Genomic DNA, 19,238 nt, shown 5'->3' with positions numbered 1-19,238 from the left:
AGCAGCCAGATACTCAAAAGCTGCCCCGACAGAAACGCAAAGACTACCAGAACGACAAGCTGCGTTTGCAGTCGCCACCTTGAAACCCGCATCACAGAATTTGCACATCACTCGTCAGAGAATACCCTCCATTGCGGATGGTAGAAATGATGCGCGGCCTAAGTACGTCGGGTTCAATTTTCTTGCGCAGTCTGCTGACCATATTGTCGATGGTCCGATCAAACGGACCGGCCGTTCGCCCCATCGTCCGCATCAACAAATCATCACGGCTAAGGACATCCCGCGCATTCTCTATCAAAATTCGCAGCAGTTGCGCTTCGCCCGATGTCAAAATTTCCATGCGTCCATCGCCCCGCGTAATGATCCTCGCGTCTACATCGTAAATCAAATCTCCGAAACTGACCTTGTGTCCATCAAGCCCACGGTCGGCGTTTTCGGATTTTGCCGCACGGCGCAATATCGCATGGATTCGGGCAAGCAGTTCCGGCGGATTGAACGGCTTAGATATGTAGTCGTCAGCGCCCGCGTCGAAGCCTTTCAAAAGATCCTCGTCCTGATCTTTTGCGGTTAGCATCAGGATTGGAACATCGTTTTGTTCACGCAACCGTTTACACGCCGACAGGCCATCCTCTCCCGGCATCATCACGTCCAGAACGATCAAATCAAAACGAGACGACGCAAGAGCGCTGTCCATTTCGATTGTGTTTTCTGCAGTAGCCACCTGCATTTCATTACGCACCAGGTAACGTGCAACAGACTGCCGAATTTCGGGGTGATCGTCTACAATCAGGATGTTGGGCAGGTCGCTCATATCAGAGTCGGACTGATACGCGGGCCAAGGCCTCAGTTACACGATGGTGATACATTGATCAGAAAATCCCTGACAGACGACGTTGGCATCATTCAACTCGACGCGGTTTTTTGGATACAGATGCGCTTTGACCCCAACTTGCACCCTTTCGTAAAGATCAATCACATGTTCATTGGTCAAACGCGCACACCCGTTTGATACGGCAAATCCGATCGTCCGTGGCTCGTTTGTTCCATGGATGCGCAAATATGTATCGCGCCCGTCATCATCGTACAGATACAACGCGCGCGCGCCGAGTGGATTGTCAGGACCACCCGGTACGCCATCGGCAAAGCGTGCGTACTTTTCCGGCTCGCGGCGGATCATCGCATTCGTGGGACGCCACCGCGGCCACTCGGCCTTGCGCGCAACATTGAACGTGCCCGCCTCATACAAATCATCCCGACCGACACCTACGCCATATCGGATTGCCATGCCGTCTTCCAACATGAAGTAGAGGAAAAAGTCATCGGGGACGACATGCACCGATCCGGCGATCCAGTCGGGCCGATAGGTGTTCACAAGCTGAGGAAGAAACCGATCCGGCAGGACAAAGGGGTGAGCAAAACTAAGGCTTGGCTGTGTCGCGGCAGCGATCCCAGTCAATACAGCCGTTCGGCGCGTCAAAAGTGTCATTTCGTCTCCTAATCAGACTTCACTACAATGCATTGATTAACATAGCATTTTACCTACAATCGTCAAAATGACGATAGCTGACCCTGATATTACGAACCCCAAAGACCCATGAACCAGAACCGCTTTGTCTCAAAATGTAATTGTGACACTTAAGCGACTTGACCTTCCAGCCAGTGGAACCCCTACCTGAGCGTTATAATCGCATCCATGACGAGCTTAGAAGGCACTATAAATATGAGATCCCAAGACGGTAAATTAAGACACGTTTATTCAACACAGCGGCACGCCCCTGAACAGACCCGTCAACCAGAATCTACCGCCCCCAAAGCCGCAGTAGTGGTGTTGCGGCAACCCGCACCCCATGCCGCTTTTGGTGTCGCACTGTTGGTCTCGGCGCTTCTGTTAGCCCTCTTGGGCTAGGCAAGATGCTTCGTCTTGCAGCTTTGATCGCCCTCATCGGGGGCCTCGTCGTTCTCGCGCGACCGGATATGCTCAATTTGGGCCTGACATTGCCGACCCGCGCCGATCTTGAGGCTTGGATCGACGCTGCTGGCGTCTTTGGTCCGATCGTGGTTGTCGCTCTCATGGCCATCGCGATCGTGGCAAGCCCCCTGCCCTCCGCGCCGATCGCGCTGGCCGCTGGTGCGGCCTATGGCCATTGGGCCGGCGCGGCACTTGTCGTGATCGGGGCCGAACTCGGCGCGTTGATCGCTTTCGCGCTGGCCCGCAAACTGGGTCATCCTTTCGTCGAGCGGTACTTTGGCGATACCTCCCGTTGGGCTCTCCTGGGCTCTCAGAACATGTTGACATTCATTGTCTTCGCCAGCCGCCTCCTACCGTTTCTGTCCTTCGACCTGATCAGCTATGCCGCGGGTCTCAGCGCAATACAAACGTGGCGTTTTGCCCTTGCGACATTGGCCGGCATCATCCCCGCGAGCCTTTTTCTGGCGCATATGGGGGCTGTCGCGATGACCGGAAATTCTGAATCCATCCTTTGGACAATCGCAATCCTAGGCGCTGTATCGGGGCTGTCCCTGATCGCGGCCCTTGTCAGCAAAAAACGAAAATCCGGTCGCTTGTCCAAATTCATCTGACCAAGAAAAGGCTTCCAACATGGACCATTCAACCGCATCACCGGAACATCAAGTCTACACCTGTCCGATGCACCCCGAGGTCGTGTCCGACCAGCCAGGCGATTGTCCGAAATGCGGGATGCACCTTGTCCCGCAGGACGAGGCGTCAGCGTCGCATGACCATGCACACGGCCACGGTGCCGGTCCTGCTGAATCTGACGGCAAATACGATACCGTTCCGGCAGACCACGAGGGGGCAGTTTACACTTGCCCAATGCACCCCGAGGTCGTGTCCGACCAGCCTGGCGATTGTCCGAAATGCGGGATGCACCTTGTCCCGCAGGACGAGGCCTCAGCGTCGCATGACCATGCGCACGGCCACGGTGCCGGTCCTGCTGAATCTGACGGCAAATACGATACCGTTCCGCCAGACCACGAGGGGGCAGTCTACACTTGCCCGATGCACGCCGAGGTCCGCCAGACCCATCCCGGCTCCTGCCCGATCTGCGGCATGGGGCTGGAACTGGAAAGTGCTGCCATGGTCGAAGACGGCCCGAACCCTGAACTGGTCGATTTCACCCGTCGTTTCTGGGTCGGAACGATTTTGTCGATCCCGCTTCTGGTCTTCACCATGGGGCCTTTCATCGGTTTTCCCGGCGTCAGGGACATATTCGGAGAACGCGGTACGCTCTGGATTGAACTGATACTCGGCACGCCCGTTGTGTGGTGGTGCGGCTGGCCGTTCCTTGTCCGCGGCTGGAATTCGTTCCGCACGATGAACCTCAACATGTTTTCACTCATTGCGATGGGGGTCATGGCCGCGTGGGTGTTCAGCGTTGTTGCCGTTCTTGTGCCGGATATCTTCCCCGATGGTTTCCGTGATGAACAAGGCCACGTAGGTGTCTATTTCGAGGCCGCGGCCGTGATCGTCACACTTGTCCTTCTCGGTCAGGTGATGGAATTGCGCGCCCGCGAAGGCACCGGAAAGGCGATCCGCGCCCTTCTGGACATGGCGGCAAAATCCGCACGCGTTATCCGCGAGGATGGCAGCGAAGAAGAAATCGCGCTCGAAGATGTGGTCGTAGGTGACCGTTTGCGCGTGCGCCCTGGCGACAAGGTGCCGGTCGATGGTGTCGTCGCCGAAGGTCGCTCCTCTATCGACGAAAGCATGATTACCGGCGAACCCATTCCCGTTGAAAAGGTTGAAGGCGACGCAGTTACCGGCGCTACGATTAACGGCACCGGATCGCTCATCGTCGAAGCCACGCGCGTCGGCTCGGATACGATGCTCAGCCAGATTGTCGAAATGGTCTCCAACGCGCAACGGTCCCGCGCGCCGATCCAGAAATACGCGGATATGGTTGCGGGCTACTTCGTGCCTGCGGTGATCGTAATTGCCATTCTGGCCTTTGTCGCTTGGGCCGTTTGGGGTCCTGCCCCTGCCCTCTCATATGCCTTGATTGCCGCCGTCGCGGTGCTGATTATTGCCTGCCCTTGCGCGCTTGGCCTTGCAACGCCGATGTCGATCATGACGGCAACCGGTCGTGGCGCGCAGGCCGGCGTGCTGATCAAAAACGCCGAGGCGCTTGAGCGGTTTGAGAAAGTCGACACGCTGATCGTCGACAAGACGGGAACGCTGACCATGGGCAAACCGCGCCTCGTCGCGGTCCTACCCGAAGACGGTCACAACGAGGCAGAGGTTTTGCGCCTTGCCGCCTCGCTAGAGCGTGGTTCGGAACACCCATTGGCCGAAGCCATCGTGCGCGGCGCTGAAGAGCGTGGTGTGGATATGGTCAACGCCACTGACTTCGAGGCCGTGACCGGCAAAGGCGTTCGCGGCACGGTCGATGGGAAATCCGTAGCCCTCGGAAACCGCAAGCTGGTTGAGGATCTGGGCCTTGAAACCGGATCTTTGAGCGACGTGGCCAACATCCGCCGTGACGAAGGCGAAACGGTGATGTTCATCGTTGTCGAACATGCGCTTGTTGGTCTTGTCGCCGTGTCCGACCCGATCAAGGACACGACGCCTGCTGCGCTCAAGGCGCTGCACGATCTGGGGTTCCGCATCATCATGGCCACCGGCGACAACGAACGTACCGCCAAGGCCGTGGCCGACCGCCTCGGCATCGACGAGGTCCGCGCCGATGTCCTGCCCGAAGACAAGGCTAGAATCGTGCGCGACCTGCAAGAAGGCGGGGCCAAGGTCGCCATGGCCGGTGACGGCGTCAACGATGCCCCTGCCCTCGCACAGGCGGATGTGGGCATTGCCATGGGCACCGGCGCCGATGTTGCGATTGAAAGCGCGGGGATCACCCTCGTCAAAGGTGATCTTGACGGTATCGTGCGCGCCCGCCGCCTGGCCCGCGCCACGATGCGCAACATCCGCCAGAACCTGTTCTTCGCACTGATCTATAATGCCTCTGGCGTGCCGGTCGCAGCGGGTCTGCTGTACCCGTTCTTCGGTATTCTCATCAGCCCGATGTTCGCAGCCTTCGCAATGAGCGCCTCGTCCATTTCCGTGGTTCTCAACGCGCTCCGGCTGCGTCGCGCGAAGATCTGACGCGAGAAAATCGGACGCCAAACACCAGCACCGCGGCCCTCGTCGCGGTGCTTTCCGAGACGCTTTCGCACACAGCATCGTTCCGATTGCCCTTGTGGCTCAGGCACAATTCCCCACCACATGTGGAAAACTCTTGCGCGAATCTGCCCTTTTCGACAATAGTCACGGAAACGAGGCTAAAAACGTCATTTACCGTGAACACGCCAAAGATGCGGATACAGGATGAGAGGGCAGATGAACAAGACCTTCACACACCAAGACCTGAATACGGTCATCCGTCAACACTCCGAATGGTTGGCAGGACAGCTGCATTCCCAACGCGAAAGCCTCTTTCCGCCCGATGCGAAGAAGGAAATGCGCAAATTCACCTCCGGAGAGGCAGCAGCCCTTCTCGGTGTCAACGATTCCTACCTCCGTAAGCTCAATCTGGACGGCAAGGGCCCCTCCCCCGAACTCACCGCCGGCAACCGCCGCCTCTATTCCGCCCACGACATCCAGGCCCTGCGCGTCTTGTTGGAAAAAACCGCCCGCAAACCCGGTGATTACATCCCCGGCCGCAGGGATAGTGACCATTTGCAGGTCATCGGCGTGATGAACTTCAAGGGTGGCTCCGGCAAGACAACAACGTCCGCCCACCTTGCCCAACGGCTGGCCCTGAAGGGCTACCGCGTGCTTGGCATTGACCTCGATCCGCAGGCCTCTTTCACGGCCCTGCATGGCGTCCAGCCCGAATTCGATCTGGATGATGGCGGCACGCTCTATGACGCGATCCGCTACGACGACCCTGTCCCGATCCGCGACGTCATCCGCCAAACCTATATCCCCAACCTCGACCTGATCCCCGGCAATCTTGAGCTGATGGAATTCGAGCACGAAACCCCGCGCGCCCTGTCACAGGGCAACGCCGGGCTGTTCTTTTTCCGCGTGAAAGAGGCTCTTGCGCAGGTTGACGCCGACTATGACGTGGTTGTCATCGACTGCCCGCCACAGCTGGGGTTCCTCACGATGTCGGCGCTTTCGGCCGCAACAGGCGTGCTGGTCACGATCCACCCCGAAATGCTTGACGTGATGTCGATGTCGCAATTCTTGCGCATGACCGCCGATCTGATGGACGTGATCGCGGAATCCGGCGCGGACATGTCCCACGATTGGATGCGTTACGCGCTCACCCGCTATGAACCGCAGGATGCGCCGCAAAACCGGATCGTGGCCTTTCTGCGCACCATGTACGGCGACGCGGTCCTCAATTCGCCCATGCTCAAATCCACAGCGATTTCCGATGCAGGCCTGACGAAACAGACGCTTTACGAGGTCGAACGCAGCGCCTTCACCCGCTCCACCTACGATCGCGCCCTCGAAAGCCTGAATGCACTCAATGACGAGGTCGCAGACCTCATTCAGAAAACATGGGGGCGCTCATGACCAGCAGCAAGAAAAAGCGGATGTCGATGCTCGACAATCTTGCAGCAACAGGTGGTCCCGCCCCTGCCCCGAAATCGCGCGCGGCGACCCCGATGATGACATCCAACCGCGCTTTGCGCTCCGCCCGCGATGCGGTCGACTCCCACCATGTCTGGGAACTTGATCCCTCCAGCATCGTCGATGACCGTATGGCAGACCGGCTCGATCCTGCGGATGTTCTGGATCTGCGTGACGCGATCGAGGCGAACGGCCAAACCGTGCCGATCCTCGTGCGCCGTCATCCTGAGGACTCGGACCGTTATCTTCTGGTCTATGGGCGGCGCAGGCTTGAGGCGATCCGCGGCTCTGACAAAGTCACCAAAGTTCGTGCGCTCGTGGCGAGCATGGACGATGACAGCGCCCTGCGTGCCCAAATTTCAGAAAACATGGCCCGCCGCGATCTGTCCTTCATTGAAAAGGCGATTTTCGCCCAAGACCTCGTGTCTTCGGGCTTCGGCAATCAATCCCAGGTGGCCGAGGTTCTGACCGTGACCAAATCGTCGGTTTCTATGGCCATCGCCATCGTGGATATGGTCGGCCCGGATCTGGTCCGCGCCATCGGCGCCGCCCATGGCATCGGCCGTCCCCGGTGGGAGGCACTGGGCCGCGCCATCGCGGACAACGGCTTGCAGACCGAAACCTACATCCGCATCGCGCATGAGGCCCATGACGCGGCGCAGATAAGCGCGGTCGTTGATGAGGCGGCGGTGGCTGATGATCCATCGGTTCAGGCGTTCGAGGCTGTTTGGGATGCCGTCTCGAAGGTCACAGGCAAACCTGCCAAACGCGCCAAGGCCCCCTCTTCGACCCGACATTCAAAGGTGAACCTGCCCGGCGGTGGCACGATGAAACGTACTGCCAAGGGTTTGTCGATTGAGCTTGAAAAAGGTGACTTCGCAGATTGGGTTGAAATACAAGCCATTGATTTTATTAAAGAACTTCACGACCGCTGGCAACAGCGTTAGGAAGATAAGGCCAGAGCAGAACCAAAAAACAGGAGGCACGATAAAGCCAAAGAAAAGGTCCCGCAAAGCGACCGCTCCACGAGACCCAGACTTGTTCTTAGCACTTTCAAGTTAGTCTCGATCACCGTTTTTCGCAAGTCTTTAGTGATTCGCGGACCAGAAAATCTTTGTCTTCGTGAATGATATATGGACTACACCCCCGTCACGCCATTCCGGCGACCGATCAATGCTGCGATCCTGAAACATCAGGCGACAGCCCGACAGGCACCCCCACCCGAAGGCGTCAACAAATGGGAGGCCCTGCGCGAACTTTCCGCCGCCCGCATCGCCTTTGGCCTCTCGGACCGCGATTTAAGCGTCCTTCAGGCGCTCGTCAGCTTTCATCAAGCAACGATTCTCGGGGCCAATGACAGCCAACTTGTGGTGCATCCGTCAAACAAGGCCATCTGCGAACGTCTGAACGGCATGCCGTGCTCGACCATGCGGCGCCATTTGGCCAATCTGGTCCAAACCGGCTTCGTTGTGCGCCGCGACAGCCCGAACGGTAAACGCTATGCGCGCCGCTACGGCGACGAAAAGGTCGCCTTCGGCTTCGACCTGTCCCCCCTCGCCCACCGCTTCCAAGAGGTTTGTGAGGCCGCAGAGGCCGTCAGAGCCGCAGAGGACCGCTACAAGCGCCTCAGGACCACTGTCAGCCTCATGCGGCGCGATCTGGCGGGTCTGGTGGACTATGGCCGTTCTGTGCGCCCCGACCTGCCCCTCTGGGACCAGGCGTCGGATATGGCAGTCCTGACAGCCCGTGATCTGCGCCGTAAACTCGACTTTGAGGAATTACGGAAGATTGAAGGACAGCTTCAAATGATGTTGGATGCAGCACGCAATGTATTTGATGGTCCAGAAACAGTAGATATGAGCACCAGTGCTGTCCAAAATGAACAGCACCATCAGAATTCAAATATAGACTCTCATGATCTTGAACTACGCTTAGAAAAAGCGAAGGCAAAAGGGCGTGACCCAGAGACGAATGCAGCGTCTAGTGTCGAAACAACGGATCAAGAGACAGACTACGTACAAGCGTTGGATCGCAACCTTCCAAGAATTCCGCTTGGTCTGGTTACGGAAGCATGCGCCGAGTATCTGACATATACTGACGCTCCGATACGCCATTGGCATGATCTGGTCCGAGTTGCAGATATCGTGCGCCCCATGATGGGTATTTCCCCTTCGGCATGGGACGACGCCAAACAGCATATGGGACCTGAGGAAGCCGCAGTCGTCATTGTCGCTATGCTTGAACGCTTCGACGAAATCCATTCCCCTGGTGGCTATTTGAGATCGTTGTCGGCCAAAGCTGCCATAGGAGAGTTCTCTTGTAGTCCCATGATAATGGCATTGATGAAACGCAATGCTGCATAAATAGTTCACAGCTGTGAACTCTCTGCTAGCAATCCGTTTTTCTAAAAGTTCACAGTTGTGAACTCTGACCAGTGCTGGTTTCCGAATTGCATCCTCTGGTTGCTGGTCTGCTTCATCCGTTTCAATTGACCGATGGTGCTGCCCAAGGTGTGACATGGGTGCAGTGACGACTTAGAATAACGGGACAACTAAGACTTAAATCAGCTGCGACATTGCTGTGGTCCCTTTTTGCTCACACCGCTCTGAAGACTATCTGGAGACGTCTCAAGTCCGCCTTTTTGAAAGTGAGAGTCTCACGTCACCCACCTGTGGTTGGGCTCGACCTGCTCAAACAATGATCGGTTTGGGCGTGCTGTAATGGCTTGGTCTTCCACAGACGTTTGTGCGCCATTGACCACGCCCTTTGCGGGGCGTGGGCAAAGGTCGAAACTTTTTATGTGTGAAATCGATCCGTTTGAAGTGGGCTGGGGTTTGCGCGCGCGACGAAGAATCTCAAACGTCGATCAGCATTGGTAATCGCCTGTTTCACGTCAGGGGAGACGGACTGGGGGTGCGCTGATTAGGCAAAGAGCCGCTGATTTTTTTAGACAGAACCGTTAAACCCAGCTGCAGGGTCGAGGTGAGCGTCCTGAGCATTTCCAGCCAGTGTTTTCTTTGCCTCAAAAGGACACAGACTGCGCTCAATAAGTGACCGCTTTGGAAAAATACCGCTCTTTGTGGCGGTTTACTGTCAGTTAGATCCAATTTCCATTCGAATCTATCCTTAACTCGGTAAATATCGTGTAAAAACAGGATATTAAGATGAAAACTTATTTGTGGAGTGAAATCGGCGTGCTGGCACTGAGAATTTTTGCGGCCCCAGAAAGTGAAAGGGTTCTTCGGGTTTTGTGACTGACGGATGAGCGCCTTTGGGGTGCCTCGGACGGGTCCGGGCCGGATTCCGGTCTGTCTTTCCTAATGAAGGGCATTCCCATGCAAACAGGTGTCTTGCGTGTGCTGCGCGCGACCGCTGCCTCTTTGTGGCGAGACGAGCAACCACGCCAAGCCGGCCAGACGGGGCAGGGACAACGGCTTGAGCGCGAGACCGTTCTGCGTGATCTCGGCTATCTCAGGCGCGCGGCAGCATTGTCACACGCGCATGTGATCTGCGGAGAGGGTGGGACTTTCCTCAATCTTGGTTGGACCACCATTTCAACCTTCGCGCCGATTGAACGCTTTCCCTTGGCCACTCTTGCGGTCGCACGGGGGACGCCAACCATGGCACGATCCCGCATGCCCAAATGCGATGCCTCCGAGGCCATCACAAACGAAATCATCCGCCTCATCGAGCGCGGTGTTCTGCCGTGGCGCAAGCCATGGACCGCAGGTGGTAATTCTCGCCCGCTGCGTGTGGGCGGTGAGCCCTATCAGGGCGTGAACAACTTCCTGCTGACCATGCGGACCGTGATGGCGGGCCACAGCTCGCCTTCGCGATCGTGCAGAACTGCGGCAATTCGGCGTTTTGGGAATACGAAGAAGATGAAGCAGCATCAATGTCCCGAGAGCGCGCAGCGCGGCAGGGTATTGGTGCTTCAACTTATTCCCACGCCTGCGCATCATGCGCGAGACGTTCAACGGCAGCGATGCCGGCGGTGCCTGGGACTGGCGGATGGCGTACGACCTGATACAGGCCGCGGCCATCCGAGTGTTGCTGCGTGGGGACGGCGCGGAACCGTTCTGGAGCCCTCGGCTGGCTTTGGTGCTCTGGCTGCGTTCGCGGCACGGGCTGGTGCCACACTTCTGTTCAACGAGATCGATCCCTTTCGCCAGAGTCTTTTGCGCGCGGCCTACGGTGACGGGCCATGACGGCGAACATATGGATGATCTGCTGCGGACGCCGGTTCTACCTGACGTCGTGGTGATGAATCCGCCTTTCGCCTCCTCGGTCGATCGATCCCGCGACAAGCACATCGCCGCCAAGCACCTCATCGCGGCCGCAAAGCGCCTCGCGCCCGGTGGGCGGCTGGTGGCTTTCATGCCGCTTTCCAAATGGAAACCGGACCAGCCCGTCCCGATGGGCGAAGACTTTGAAGGTGTCCTCGCTTTTGATGAGGCCCATGCCATGCAGAACGCGGCCGGATCCGAGCAGGGCAGGGGGTCAAGCCCTCCCAGCAGGGCCTTGCTGGCCTGCGGCTGCAACTGGCAGCACCCCGCGCCGGCGTCTTCTACATCTCGGCCACGGGGGCGACGAGCGTGCACAACCTCGCCTATGCGGCGCGGCTGGGGCTCTGCGGGCAGGGGCCCCGAATACCCCTTCCCAAGCCGCGAGAGCCTCGTTTCAGCGATGGAGGCGGGCGGTGTCGCCGCCATGGAGGTGGTTGCGCGCGATCTAAAGACGTTTGGCCTCTACACGGCGCGTGCCGTCAGCTTTGATGGCGTGGAGTATGACGTGCTGGAACACGCGCTCACCCCGGCCCAGATCGAGATCTACGACGCCTATGTGGGCGCCTTCCGCATGATCCACCACAATCTGAAGCCGCTTTGACCGCGACCGGCGTCAACGACGCCTCGGGGGAGACCAATGCCTCGGCTGCACGCGCCTCGGCCAAATCTCGCTTCGAGAGCACCAAGCAGCTTCTTCAACCATCTCCTGATGGGCATGAAGGCCCCGACCATCATCCGCGCCATCGAAGATGACCTCACGGCGGACAAGGCTTGCGTCATTCAGGTGGGGTCGACGGGTGAGAGCTTGCTGAAACGGCGGCTTGAGACAATGGACCCCGAGGATGAACTGGTCGAGGGTGCCTTGACGCCGCGCGATTGTGTTCTCGGCTATCTCGAACAGGCCTTCCCGATCCATGCTCAAAAGCTCGTGGAGATCGACGGCAACATGGTGGTGGAACCCTTGCGGGATGAGACCGGTGCGCTCGTTGTCTCGCGCGAGGCGCTCGCCCTGCGTGATGCGGCCATGATGAAGTTGATGGCGCTGGCCCCGATCCCCTCGGCGCTCGATCAGATCCTCTGGGCTTTTGGTGATGAGGCTGTAGCCGAGGTCACGGGCCGATCAGACCGAGCGGGCGCGGGCGGCAGGTACGCTCGATCTTGGGGTCGAAACCCTGCGTGGCGAAAGGATCGAACAGGTTTCCACAGAGGATTTCTGGACCTGCCTGAAATCCAGCGCCGTGACGCGGATCATCGGGCTGGAAGTGACGGATCCGGTGCATGTGCTGGGAATGTCGCGCAACCCCGACAAGCTGCCGATGGTCAACTGCGCCTCGGTGCGTGCGGCGCTCATCTCGGCGCGGGCCATGCAGATGTATGACGAGGATAGCGTGACGCTGATGCGCAAGGCGGTGCGGCCAAACGGGTCGAGCTATCTGGGGGAGATGCGCTTCGAGTCCTCGGCCTGGGAAGAGATCGGAAGGCCCGAGTTCGCACGGCTTTGGGATTCCGAGGCGGCATCCCTGCCAAAAACCACCACGACCAAGCTCTACCTGCTGACCGCCGCCCTTGGCACCACCGCGCCTGTCGATCTGGGCCGGGGCCTGAGCCTGACCCATCGCCGGGTCGCAGGTGAGATGCGCCTCGAGCTGGGTGGTGTGGATCGGGGCATGATTGATGGCCTCAAGGCCCTCGGTTGCCTCGCCAAGATCATCGCCTTCTAGTTGCGGGTGTTCCTGCCGCATGGGGACGGGATCGACACGGTGGATATTCTGGCACGGATCGTTGGAACGGGAACGGACGCCGGACAGTATCGGCCCGGGTGGCAGCAGAATAGGCAGGGAGGCGATCATGACACTCGAAGACATCAAGGCCGCCGTCGATGCCGGGCAGACCGTGCATTGGGCCAATACGGGCTACGTTGTCCACAAAGATTGGCTCGGTCAGTACCTCATCACCTATGTGCCGAACGGCAGCTGCATCGGCCTGACCGACCGCGATGGATGCCGACAACGCCTTCACCGGCTACACCGCCAACATGATGTTCGATCTGGAGTTCATGTTGATCGAAAACAGCTCCAAGACCGAGGAAACCCACCCCGATTACCGCATCGAGGTCAGCTCGCCCCGTGGCACGCCGATCCGTGTCGGCTCGGCCCCGATGGCGAAAAGCCGCCGCACGGGCAATGACTACCTTTCGCTGCAGATCAACACGCCCGATGGCGACCTGCGCGTCAACGCCGTGCAGAACGAGGAACAGCGCGGCGGGCAGACAGTCTCGATCATCCCGTTCATTGACAGCGATGTGCAGCCGCAGGACGCAGGCGCGGGGCTGTCGCTGGTTGCGTAATTGGCACGCGCGGGGGAGACGACCTGAACCGAAAGGGGAGCCGTGGTAATAGGGTTCCCCTTTTTTCGTTAAGTGAGGCGTTTTCGCTGCGCCTGCTCACGATAGAGTGCAGCTGGAGAGACGCCAATTTGCGCGGCAACGGTGCTCCAGCCTTCTTTCGCGGGTTCGCCATAAAGCTCTATCCAGACATTCAGTCGTTCAGAAACACGTCGACGACGCATTATTTCGATGTGTGATTTCAGTCTTTGAACGTCTGAGGCATGGTTCTCAAAAAGGCGTATTGCCATTCTGGCGTCAGATTGCAGTGTCTTCAGGACGTGAGATCGAGGCAGTACCGAGACAGTTGATCTCGCTGTGACGAGGCCGTCACAATGATATCGTTCCGCGAACAAAGACGCATCGGCCACAAGGGTTCCGACCGTCGATTTAGGTAGGGTCAACGGTGTGCCGTCGTCGAGAGATCGATCTAAAGAAACCTCCCCGGATTTCACCAGAAATATCGTTCAAGTTGTACCGCGGTCAGATGAAGTGGAATTGATCGTAACGAGTGACGACCCCTCGGTAACGGCACAGATCAGAGGTTTGGGATTTTTCGGGCTGATGGCGAGTCAAGATCATCATCGTGAACACCATTTGTTGATGGCTCTTGGCACCGCAGCCCATTGAGGGCACTGCGTCACATCGCCTTGAAAACCTTCCCAAGCTGGACTTGCGAGTGGCCTGCATGTCACTATGTTGACAGCAAGAATGATCAGTCGTGGAGCGTCGATCGTCGCCGGATGGCGTTCGACTTGGTGCTGTAAGTCCGTAGGAAAAAAAGGAACGTTTTATGATCTTATCGAGAATTAATCTCGTCGCTGGACCTTTTGCCGCCTTGGCGGTTGGTTTCGCTGGATTGGCGATGCCTGGAATGTCTCACGCAGAGAACCACGGCCAGATGGCTGAGGCAGGAACGATGCATGTCATGAAGGACCCCACCTGCGGGTGTTGCGGTGCGTGGATCGCGCTGGCGCGGGAAGAAGGATACGACATTGAGGTCACGGACGTGGATAACATCATGAGCGTGAAAGCCGAAAATGGTGTGCCTGACGATATGATCGCATGCCATACCGCGACGATTGACGGCTATGTCGTCGAGGGCCACATGCCATTCGAAGCAATCGAACAGCTTTTGGAACAGCGTCCGAACGTCGCTGGAATTTCCGTGCCGGGTATGCCCTTCGGGTCGCCAGGAATGGGAAATGATCCGACCGCACGGTATGACGTCGTTGCATTTGGTGGAGAGGCCGGTGCGGGGGAAATCTTTTTTCAGGTTGGCTTGTGAAGGGGCGTTGATGGCGTATGGTCATGAGGTTGGCTTAAAACTAGAGGTGTTGTGCAGTTTGGTGGCGTGGCCTTTTTGCCAAACTGAGGCACAATCGTGCTAAACATTACCGCCTTTGCTATCGGCGTCGTTCTGGGAGGGGGGACTTTGTCCATCATGGCGCTTGGCGGGGTTGTGCGTCAGCGCGGGACTTGAGCGGCCACTATTGTCGCGATTGCAGCCTTTTACGTGGTCTTCGCCATCCAGAGCGGCGATGTAACTGATATTATCCTACACACCGTGATTGCTGTTGGGTTTCTGATAGCGTCCATAATCGGTGCGCGGACATCTGCCTGGATCTTGGCAGCAGCACTTTTCGCACATGGGATTTTCGACATTACCGTTGATCGACTTCAAGCCAGCCCCGCGCCTGACTGGTGGGGGTCATTTTGTTTTGGGATAGATCTGGTGCTTGCGTTCGGGTTGGGGGTCTTGCTGCTTCGAGGACGCACGCTGCAATAAGACTTAGCGAGACGCTTTTTGAAGCAGCCCGATGAGTTCATCGAACTTCGCTCTTTGTTCATCTGGATCGCCGCTTTGAATTGCGGTTTCGACGCAATGGGCTGCATGATTTTCAAGAACCATTTTTTCGACGCCAAGGATGGCGGACCGGATCGCCGCCGTTTGTGCAAGGATGTCCATGCAATAGCGGTCGTCTTCGACCATGCCTTTCACGCCGCGGATCTGACCTTCGATGCGCGACAAACGATCAATCGTTTTGTCTTTGCTCGTTTTCATTTTTCACCTCAAACTTTTTTTGGAACCCAATCAGCCTTCGCCTGTTGATACCCCATCAAGGTATTATGAAGGATTGGCCATGACACAGCATGACAACACTACAAACACCGCTCAGGTTTCGCACGATGGAAAACATTCTGGCGGGAGCTACGGTACTTTCTTTGCGATGATCATTACGTCCACGGTCGTGATGTATGGGTTGATGTATCTGAACAGTTATGCGCTCGATCATGTGTTCTACAGCCAGACGCGGATGTGGATGGCCCTCTATATGGGCGGGATGATGGCGATCATCATGCTGGCGTTTATGCTGGGCATGTATTCGAACCGTAAAGCGAACATCGCGATTTTTGTTGGGGCCGCGATTGCGTTTGCGGTTGGCCTCTACCTCGTCCGGTCGCAGGATACGGTTGAGGACATTTCTTGGATGCGGGCCATGATCCCACACCATTCCATCGCCATCATGACCAGTGAACGGGCCAATATCTCCGACCCACGTGTTCGCGAATTGGCTGATGCCATCATCGAGGCCCAACGGAGCGAGATTGCGGAGATGAAGTTCTACATCGACGACATTCAGGCCAACGGCGATGCCCCGGCAGGCACGCCGCGGAACGAAGAGTTCACCGAAAGCGGTCTGTGATGATGGACGCGGATATGCACGGGAATGCGTGGATGGCGGGGGGCATGATGGTGATCATGCTCCTCGTCATCGCCTTCCTTATCTCTGGAATAGTCTTCTTCGTTCGCAATTCACGCGGTCGATAGTTCAATAAGGAAATCAGCCATGACAGCAACCGATATGATCGACGGCCCGGACGTGGCCCGTGAGAAAAGCAAAGGCAATGCCAAGACGGCCTCCCTTTACCGGATGGCGATGCCGGGGCACTTGTGTCCCTATGGTCTGAAATCTCTCTCGCTGCTCAAGCAGAAGGGGTACGAGGTTGACGACAATTTGCTGGAAACCCGCGATCAGGTGGATGCGTTCAAAGAGGCGCACGACGTGAAGACGACGCCGATCACTTTCATTGATGGCGAGATGATTGGCGGTTACACCGATCTGAAAAAGCATTTCGGATATCGGGTGTTGGGCAAGGACGATACGACCTATCAACCGGTGATCGCGATTTTTGCCTGCACCGCACTTATGGCTTTGGCGATTGTGCTGAACCTTTATGACGGGTTTCCAATCCTGACGTGGCTGAAATGGTTCTTGGCGATCTCCATGGTGGCGCTGGCCATTCAGAAATTGCAGGACGTCGAGGGCTTCGTGAATGGATTTCTGGGCTACGATATTTTGGCGCGGCGGTATGTGCCCTATGGCTATGCCTACCCGTTTGCGGAACTTTATGCGGGCGTCGGTATGATGGCATTGATCGGCACCGGAAGTCCTTTGATCTGGCTTGTCGCGCCCGTCGGTATCTTTATCGGATCCATCGGCGGTTGGAGCGTCATCAAGGCGGTCTACATCGACAAGCGGGAATTGACCTGCGCCTGCGTCGGTGGGGATTCCAAAGTGCCCCTTGGCTTTATTTCGTTGAGCGAAAATCTTGCGATGCTTGGCATGGGCATCTGGATGCTGAGCCTGCAGATCGCAGGCTAAGGAGGGCGGCGGACCACTTGGTCCGCCGTTTTTCAGACCAACACAGACTGACCGAAAGAGAGGCGTGTCATGGCCGAAACGTCACAACTTGACCAGCCGATTGTCCGGTATTCCCCTTCGACGGGACCACGCAGCCCGCACGTCTGGGGAATTTACGAGCCGGATACTGGATCAATCCAGTACGTCTGCGCGGACCCGTCCACCCGGAAAGCGGCGTTGATCGATGTGGTGCTTGACTTTGATCCCGCCAGCTTTTCGACGTCGACCCGAAGCATGGAGCGGGTCCTTGATCTGGTCGCGGAGCAGAATCTGAAGGTTGAATGGATTCTGGACACGCACCCGCATGCCGATCACGCCATGGCATCAGCCCAATTGCGTGAAAGAACGGGCGCACGCACAGGGATCGGTGAAAAGGTTGCCGACATCGCAAAGCTTTGGCGGGGATTTTACAACATGCCCGACGCTTTCGACGTGACCCGTGATTTTGATCGCTTGTTTGCAGACGGGGACACCTTTCAGATCGGGGATCTGGAGGTTCAGGTGATGTTGTCACCAGGCCATACCCTGGGATCGATCACCTATGTCTGTGGGGATGCGGCCTTTGTGCATGACACATTCATGCAGCCAGACAGCGGTACATCCCGCGCGGATTTTCCCGGTGGCAGCAGCAGCGACCTTTGGGACTCGTTGCAAGCGATCCTGTCCTTGCCCGGGTCAACCCGCCTTTTCATCGGCCATGACTACGGAACCGACAACAGGGACCAGCCCGAATGGGAAACGACTGTTGATACCCACCGCAGGAAAAATATTCATGTGGGCGGCGATGTCACAAAGGCTGAATTCTTGAAGACCCGCGACGACCGCGATGCCACGCTTGGGCTGCCCGACCGGATGCTGGCCGTCTTACAGATCAATCTGCGCGGCGGGCGATTACCTGAAACGGCAGACGATGGTGAGCGGTATCTGAAAATCCCGCTCAATCGCTTTGGAAACGTGGGCTGAATGGCCGCTATTCGTCATATCTATTCACGAGGGCAGGGGCCAAAGCCTTGCCAATGTAGCGGGAAGCCGAAGGAGCGTTTGGTCAGATGAGTGCAGTCATTGCGTTGGGTGTTATCCTTTTCAATTGCGGAGCGTTGTTTCATTTCTACGGGTTGAGGTATCTCGCTCGGACGATTGATCCCAATTTGCATCCCATCAGATGTTTCGTTTTTTCGGTGCAATTCATCATTCTGTCGCATCTGATGATCGCGATGGCGTTCGCAGTAGCGTTTCAAGTTTTGGAAGACGGGTGGCAGTTGGGCAGCTTGGTTAGAAGTGATGGGAAGCCAGTGTTGTTCACGGATCGGTTTTACTTTTCGCTCGTCAATTACACGACGCTGGGGCGTGGCGACATCAATCCAACCGGACAGTTGCGGATTTTGGCAGCGATGGAAGCGTTCCTTGGTTTCCTTGTCATCACAGGATCCGGTGCGTTTTTGATGCGGGTTATTATGGGTAAGAAATTGCTTGATACCAACGATCGTCGTTAGGAACGGCCCTGCGGTCCGTCGCATTCGGCCATGCGGCCTCACCGCGGCGTCGCACCCCGGCATCCCGGTTTGCCCGCCTCGCGAGCACGTCCCTTGCCGGCCGCTCCGCCGGATTGCGCTCTGGTCTGTTTTGCGGGGCAAAACGATCCCGCCGCTTCATCCGTCTCCCGCGTCCGGTCGGGCCGTTTGCCTGCTCGTGTTGGGTAAACCTGCCGTCAAAACACACACACATGAGTGCGGAAGCATATCCTCCGGAAGGCCCCCAAATCAGCCCGCCTCAAGGATCCCAAAACTTTTCGGCGAGGTTGACGTCAGTGGTTCGGGGTGAGAGGTGGTCGCGGAAATTAGGGCCATCCGCTAAGGTGGATCGCATGACGAAAGTGACGCTCCAAAATGAAGAAAAGAAAGAACCATTCGTCTCACTGCGCGGCAGTCGATACGCAGTATCGATGAGAGGGGGAGTTCAAAGCCAAGGTTGCGCTTGAGGCGATCCGCGAGGAGCTGACGCTTGCGGAACTGTCCGAGAGCTACGGCGTCCATCCGACACAGATCGGAACATGGAAGCGCGCCGCGATACAGAACATGGCGACTGCTTTTGCGCGTCGAGGTACGGCCCCAGAACAGGTGAGTGCTGCCGATATCGACAAGCTGCATTCGAAGATTGGCCAGTTGGTGGTGGAACGGGATTTTTTAGCGGACGCCTCGCATCAACTTCTCGGGACGCGTCCCTCTCGTGACCTTGCCTTTGGCAAGCCACTGCCGGTCAGCGGG

Annotated in this window: 16 protein-coding genes and 4 pseudogenes; 17 read left to right on the top strand and 3 right to left on the bottom strand. The window is 57.4% G+C overall.

Features of this window, described 5'->3' with window-relative positions; genetic code table 11:
- Nucleotides 1-91 precede the first annotated feature (91 nt).
- Nucleotides 92-811, bottom strand: a complete 720-nt coding sequence (locus ACTG36_RS12710; protein WP_375280853.1) for a response regulator — start codon at nt 809-811, stop codon at nt 92-94.
- Between the two features lie 36 nt (nt 812-847).
- A complete protein-coding gene (locus ACTG36_RS12705; RefSeq protein WP_375280852.1) occupies nt 848-1,486 on the bottom strand; it encodes a L,D-transpeptidase in 639 nt (212 codons plus the stop codon).
- A gap of 425 nt (nt 1,487-1,911) precedes the next feature.
- Here ACTG36_RS12705 and ACTG36_RS12700 point away from each other — a divergent pair, with 425 nt between their 5' ends.
- The 12 genes and pseudogenes from ACTG36_RS12700 (at nt 1,912) to ACTG36_RS12645 (ending at nt 14,555) form a co-directional block, all read left to right on the top strand.
- The gene (locus tag ACTG36_RS12700; protein WP_375280851.1) at nt 1,912-2,580 is read left to right on the top strand and encodes a TVP38/TMEM64 family protein; all 669 of its coding nucleotides are present in this window, start codon (nt 1,912-1,914) and stop codon (nt 2,578-2,580) included.
- Nucleotides 2,581-2,599: 19 nt separating this feature from the next.
- On the top strand, nt 2,600-5,119 hold the full coding sequence (locus tag ACTG36_RS12695; protein ID WP_375280850.1) for a copper-transporting P-type ATPase: 2,520 nt from the start codon (nt 2,600-2,602) through the stop codon (nt 5,117-5,119).
- A 234-nt stretch (nt 5,120-5,353) separates the two neighbouring features.
- Complete coding sequence (repA, locus tag ACTG36_RS12690; protein WP_375280849.1) at nt 5,354-6,541, top strand: plasmid partitioning protein RepA; 1,188 nt, start codon at nt 5,354-5,356, stop codon at nt 6,539-6,541.
- Complete coding sequence (gene repB / locus ACTG36_RS12685; RefSeq protein ID WP_375280847.1) at nt 6,538-7,545, top strand: plasmid partitioning protein RepB; 1,008 nt, start codon at nt 6,538-6,540, stop codon at nt 7,543-7,545. The genes repA and repB overlap by 4 nt, the downstream gene beginning before the upstream one ends.
- Nucleotides 7,546-7,731: 186 nt before the next feature.
- Nucleotides 7,732-8,961, top strand: coding sequence for a plasmid replication protein RepC (repC, locus tag ACTG36_RS12680; protein ID WP_375280846.1), 1,230 nt, complete (start codon nt 7,732-7,734; stop codon nt 8,959-8,961).
- 957 nt (nt 8,962-9,918) lie between these two features.
- Nucleotides 9,919-10,215 (top strand): annotated as a pseudogene (locus ACTG36_RS12675) (hypothetical protein); the annotation flags it as partial.
- 3 nt (nt 10,216-10,218) lie between these two features.
- A pseudogene (locus ACTG36_RS12670) lies at nt 10,219-10,428 on the top strand (ArdC-like ssDNA-binding domain-containing protein); the annotation flags it as partial.
- A gap of 388 nt (nt 10,429-10,816) precedes the next feature.
- Entirely contained in the window at nt 10,817-11,485 is a 669-nt protein-coding gene (locus tag ACTG36_RS12665) for a strawberry notch-like NTP hydrolase domain-containing protein (protein WP_439142525.1), read from the top strand.
- 114 nt (nt 11,486-11,599) lie between these two features.
- Complete coding sequence (locus ACTG36_RS12660; RefSeq protein ID WP_439142523.1) at nt 11,600-12,262, top strand: hypothetical protein; 663 nt, start codon at nt 11,600-11,602, stop codon at nt 12,260-12,262.
- Nucleotides 12,249-12,605 (top strand): hypothetical protein, encoded by a 357-nt coding sequence (locus tag ACTG36_RS12655; protein WP_439142521.1) that lies wholly within the window; start codon nt 12,249-12,251, stop codon nt 12,603-12,605. Before ACTG36_RS12660 ends, ACTG36_RS12655 begins: the two co-directional genes overlap by 14 nt.
- A 269-nt stretch (nt 12,606-12,874) precedes the next feature.
- A pseudogene (locus ACTG36_RS12650) lies at nt 12,875-13,231 on the top strand (DUF736 family protein); the annotation flags it as partial.
- 901 nt (nt 13,232-14,132) lie between these two features.
- Nucleotides 14,133-14,555 (top strand): DUF411 domain-containing protein, encoded by a 423-nt coding sequence (locus tag ACTG36_RS12645; RefSeq protein ID WP_439142519.1) that lies wholly within the window; start codon nt 14,133-14,135, stop codon nt 14,553-14,555.
- Nucleotides 14,556-15,059: 504 nt separating this feature from the next.
- On the opposite strand, the gene ACTG36_RS12640 is transcribed toward ACTG36_RS12645, so the two are convergent.
- On the bottom strand, nt 15,060-15,332 hold the full coding sequence (locus ACTG36_RS12640) for a metal-sensitive transcriptional regulator (RefSeq protein ID WP_375280844.1): 273 nt from the start codon (nt 15,330-15,332) through the stop codon (nt 15,060-15,062).
- 79 nt (nt 15,333-15,411) lie between these two features.
- On the opposite strand from ACTG36_RS12640, the gene ACTG36_RS12635 reads away from it, so the two are divergent.
- The 5 genes and pseudogenes from ACTG36_RS12635 to ACTG36_RS12615 form a co-directional block, all read left to right on the top strand.
- Nucleotides 15,412-15,975: a DUF305 domain-containing protein gene (locus tag ACTG36_RS12635; protein WP_439142517.1), complete on the top strand. Its 564-nt coding sequence runs from the start codon at nt 15,412-15,414 to the stop codon at nt 15,973-15,975.
- Between the two features lie 144 nt (nt 15,976-16,119).
- A complete protein-coding gene (locus tag ACTG36_RS12630) occupies nt 16,120-16,935 on the top strand; it encodes a MauE/DoxX family redox-associated membrane protein (RefSeq protein WP_375280843.1) in 816 nt (271 codons plus the stop codon).
- A gap of 69 nt (nt 16,936-17,004) precedes the next feature.
- Nucleotides 17,005-17,937 carry an MBL fold metallo-hydrolase gene (locus ACTG36_RS12625; protein ID WP_375280842.1) on the top strand — a complete coding sequence of 311 codons (933 nt, stop codon included), beginning with the start codon at nt 17,005-17,007 and terminating at the stop codon, nt 17,935-17,937.
- An 86-nt stretch (nt 17,938-18,023) separates the two neighbouring features.
- Entirely contained in the window at nt 18,024-18,467 is a 444-nt protein-coding gene (locus tag ACTG36_RS12620; protein WP_375280841.1) for an ion channel, read from the top strand.
- 489 nt (nt 18,468-18,956) lie between these two features.
- Nucleotides 18,957-19,238, top strand: a pseudogene (locus ACTG36_RS12615) (hypothetical protein); the annotation flags it as partial.

It is taken from the genome of Pseudooctadecabacter sp. (assembly GCF_965657175.1).
GTDB lineage: Bacteria > Pseudomonadota > Alphaproteobacteria > Rhodobacterales > Rhodobacteraceae > Octadecabacter.
This window is presented reverse-complemented; position numbering and strand designations above follow the sequence as displayed.

What these genes read in the sequence shown, in the direction of transcription:
- ACTG36_RS12640 (WP_375280844.1), bottom strand. Translation starts at nt 15,332, where the DNA reads ATGAAAACGAGCAAAGACAAAACGATTGATCGTTTGTCGCGCATCGAA.
- ACTG36_RS12665 (WP_439142525.1), top strand. Translation starts at nt 10,817, where the DNA reads ATGGATGATCTGCTGCGGACGCCGGTTCTACCTGACGTCGTGGTGATG.
- repB (WP_375280847.1), top strand. Translation starts at nt 6,538, where the DNA reads ATGACCAGCAGCAAGAAAAAGCGGATGTCGATGCTCGACAATCTTGCA.
- repA (WP_375280849.1), top strand. Translation starts at nt 5,354, where the DNA reads ATGAACAAGACCTTCACACACCAAGACCTGAATACGGTCATCCGTCAA.
- ACTG36_RS12645 (WP_439142519.1), top strand. Translation starts at nt 14,133, where the DNA reads ATGCCTGGAATGTCTCACGCAGAGAACCACGGCCAGATGGCTGAGGCA.
- ACTG36_RS12630 (WP_375280843.1), top strand. Translation starts at nt 16,120, where the DNA reads ATGACAGCAACCGATATGATCGACGGCCCGGACGTGGCCCGTGAGAAA.
- ACTG36_RS12625 (WP_375280842.1), top strand. Translation starts at nt 17,005, where the DNA reads ATGGCCGAAACGTCACAACTTGACCAGCCGATTGTCCGGTATTCCCCT.
- repC (WP_375280846.1), top strand. Translation starts at nt 7,732, where the DNA reads ATGGACTACACCCCCGTCACGCCATTCCGGCGACCGATCAATGCTGCG.
- ACTG36_RS12710 (WP_375280853.1), bottom strand. Translation starts at nt 811, where the DNA reads ATGAGCGACCTGCCCAACATCCTGATTGTAGACGATCACCCCGAAATT.
- ACTG36_RS12660 (WP_439142523.1), top strand. Translation starts at nt 11,600, where the DNA reads ATGAAGGCCCCGACCATCATCCGCGCCATCGAAGATGACCTCACGGCG.
- ACTG36_RS12655 (WP_439142521.1), top strand. Translation starts at nt 12,249, where the DNA reads ATGCAGATGTATGACGAGGATAGCGTGACGCTGATGCGCAAGGCGGTG.
- ACTG36_RS12705 (WP_375280852.1), bottom strand. Translation starts at nt 1,486, where the DNA reads ATGACACTTTTGACGCGCCGAACGGCTGTATTGACTGGGATCGCTGCC.
- ACTG36_RS12620 (WP_375280841.1), top strand. Translation starts at nt 18,024, where the DNA reads ATGAGTGCAGTCATTGCGTTGGGTGTTATCCTTTTCAATTGCGGAGCG.
- ACTG36_RS12695 (WP_375280850.1), top strand. Translation starts at nt 2,600, where the DNA reads ATGGACCATTCAACCGCATCACCGGAACATCAAGTCTACACCTGTCCG.
- ACTG36_RS12700 (WP_375280851.1), top strand. Translation starts at nt 1,912, where the DNA reads ATGCTTCGTCTTGCAGCTTTGATCGCCCTCATCGGGGGCCTCGTCGTT.
- ACTG36_RS12635 (WP_439142517.1), top strand. Translation starts at nt 15,412, where the DNA reads ATGACACAGCATGACAACACTACAAACACCGCTCAGGTTTCGCACGAT.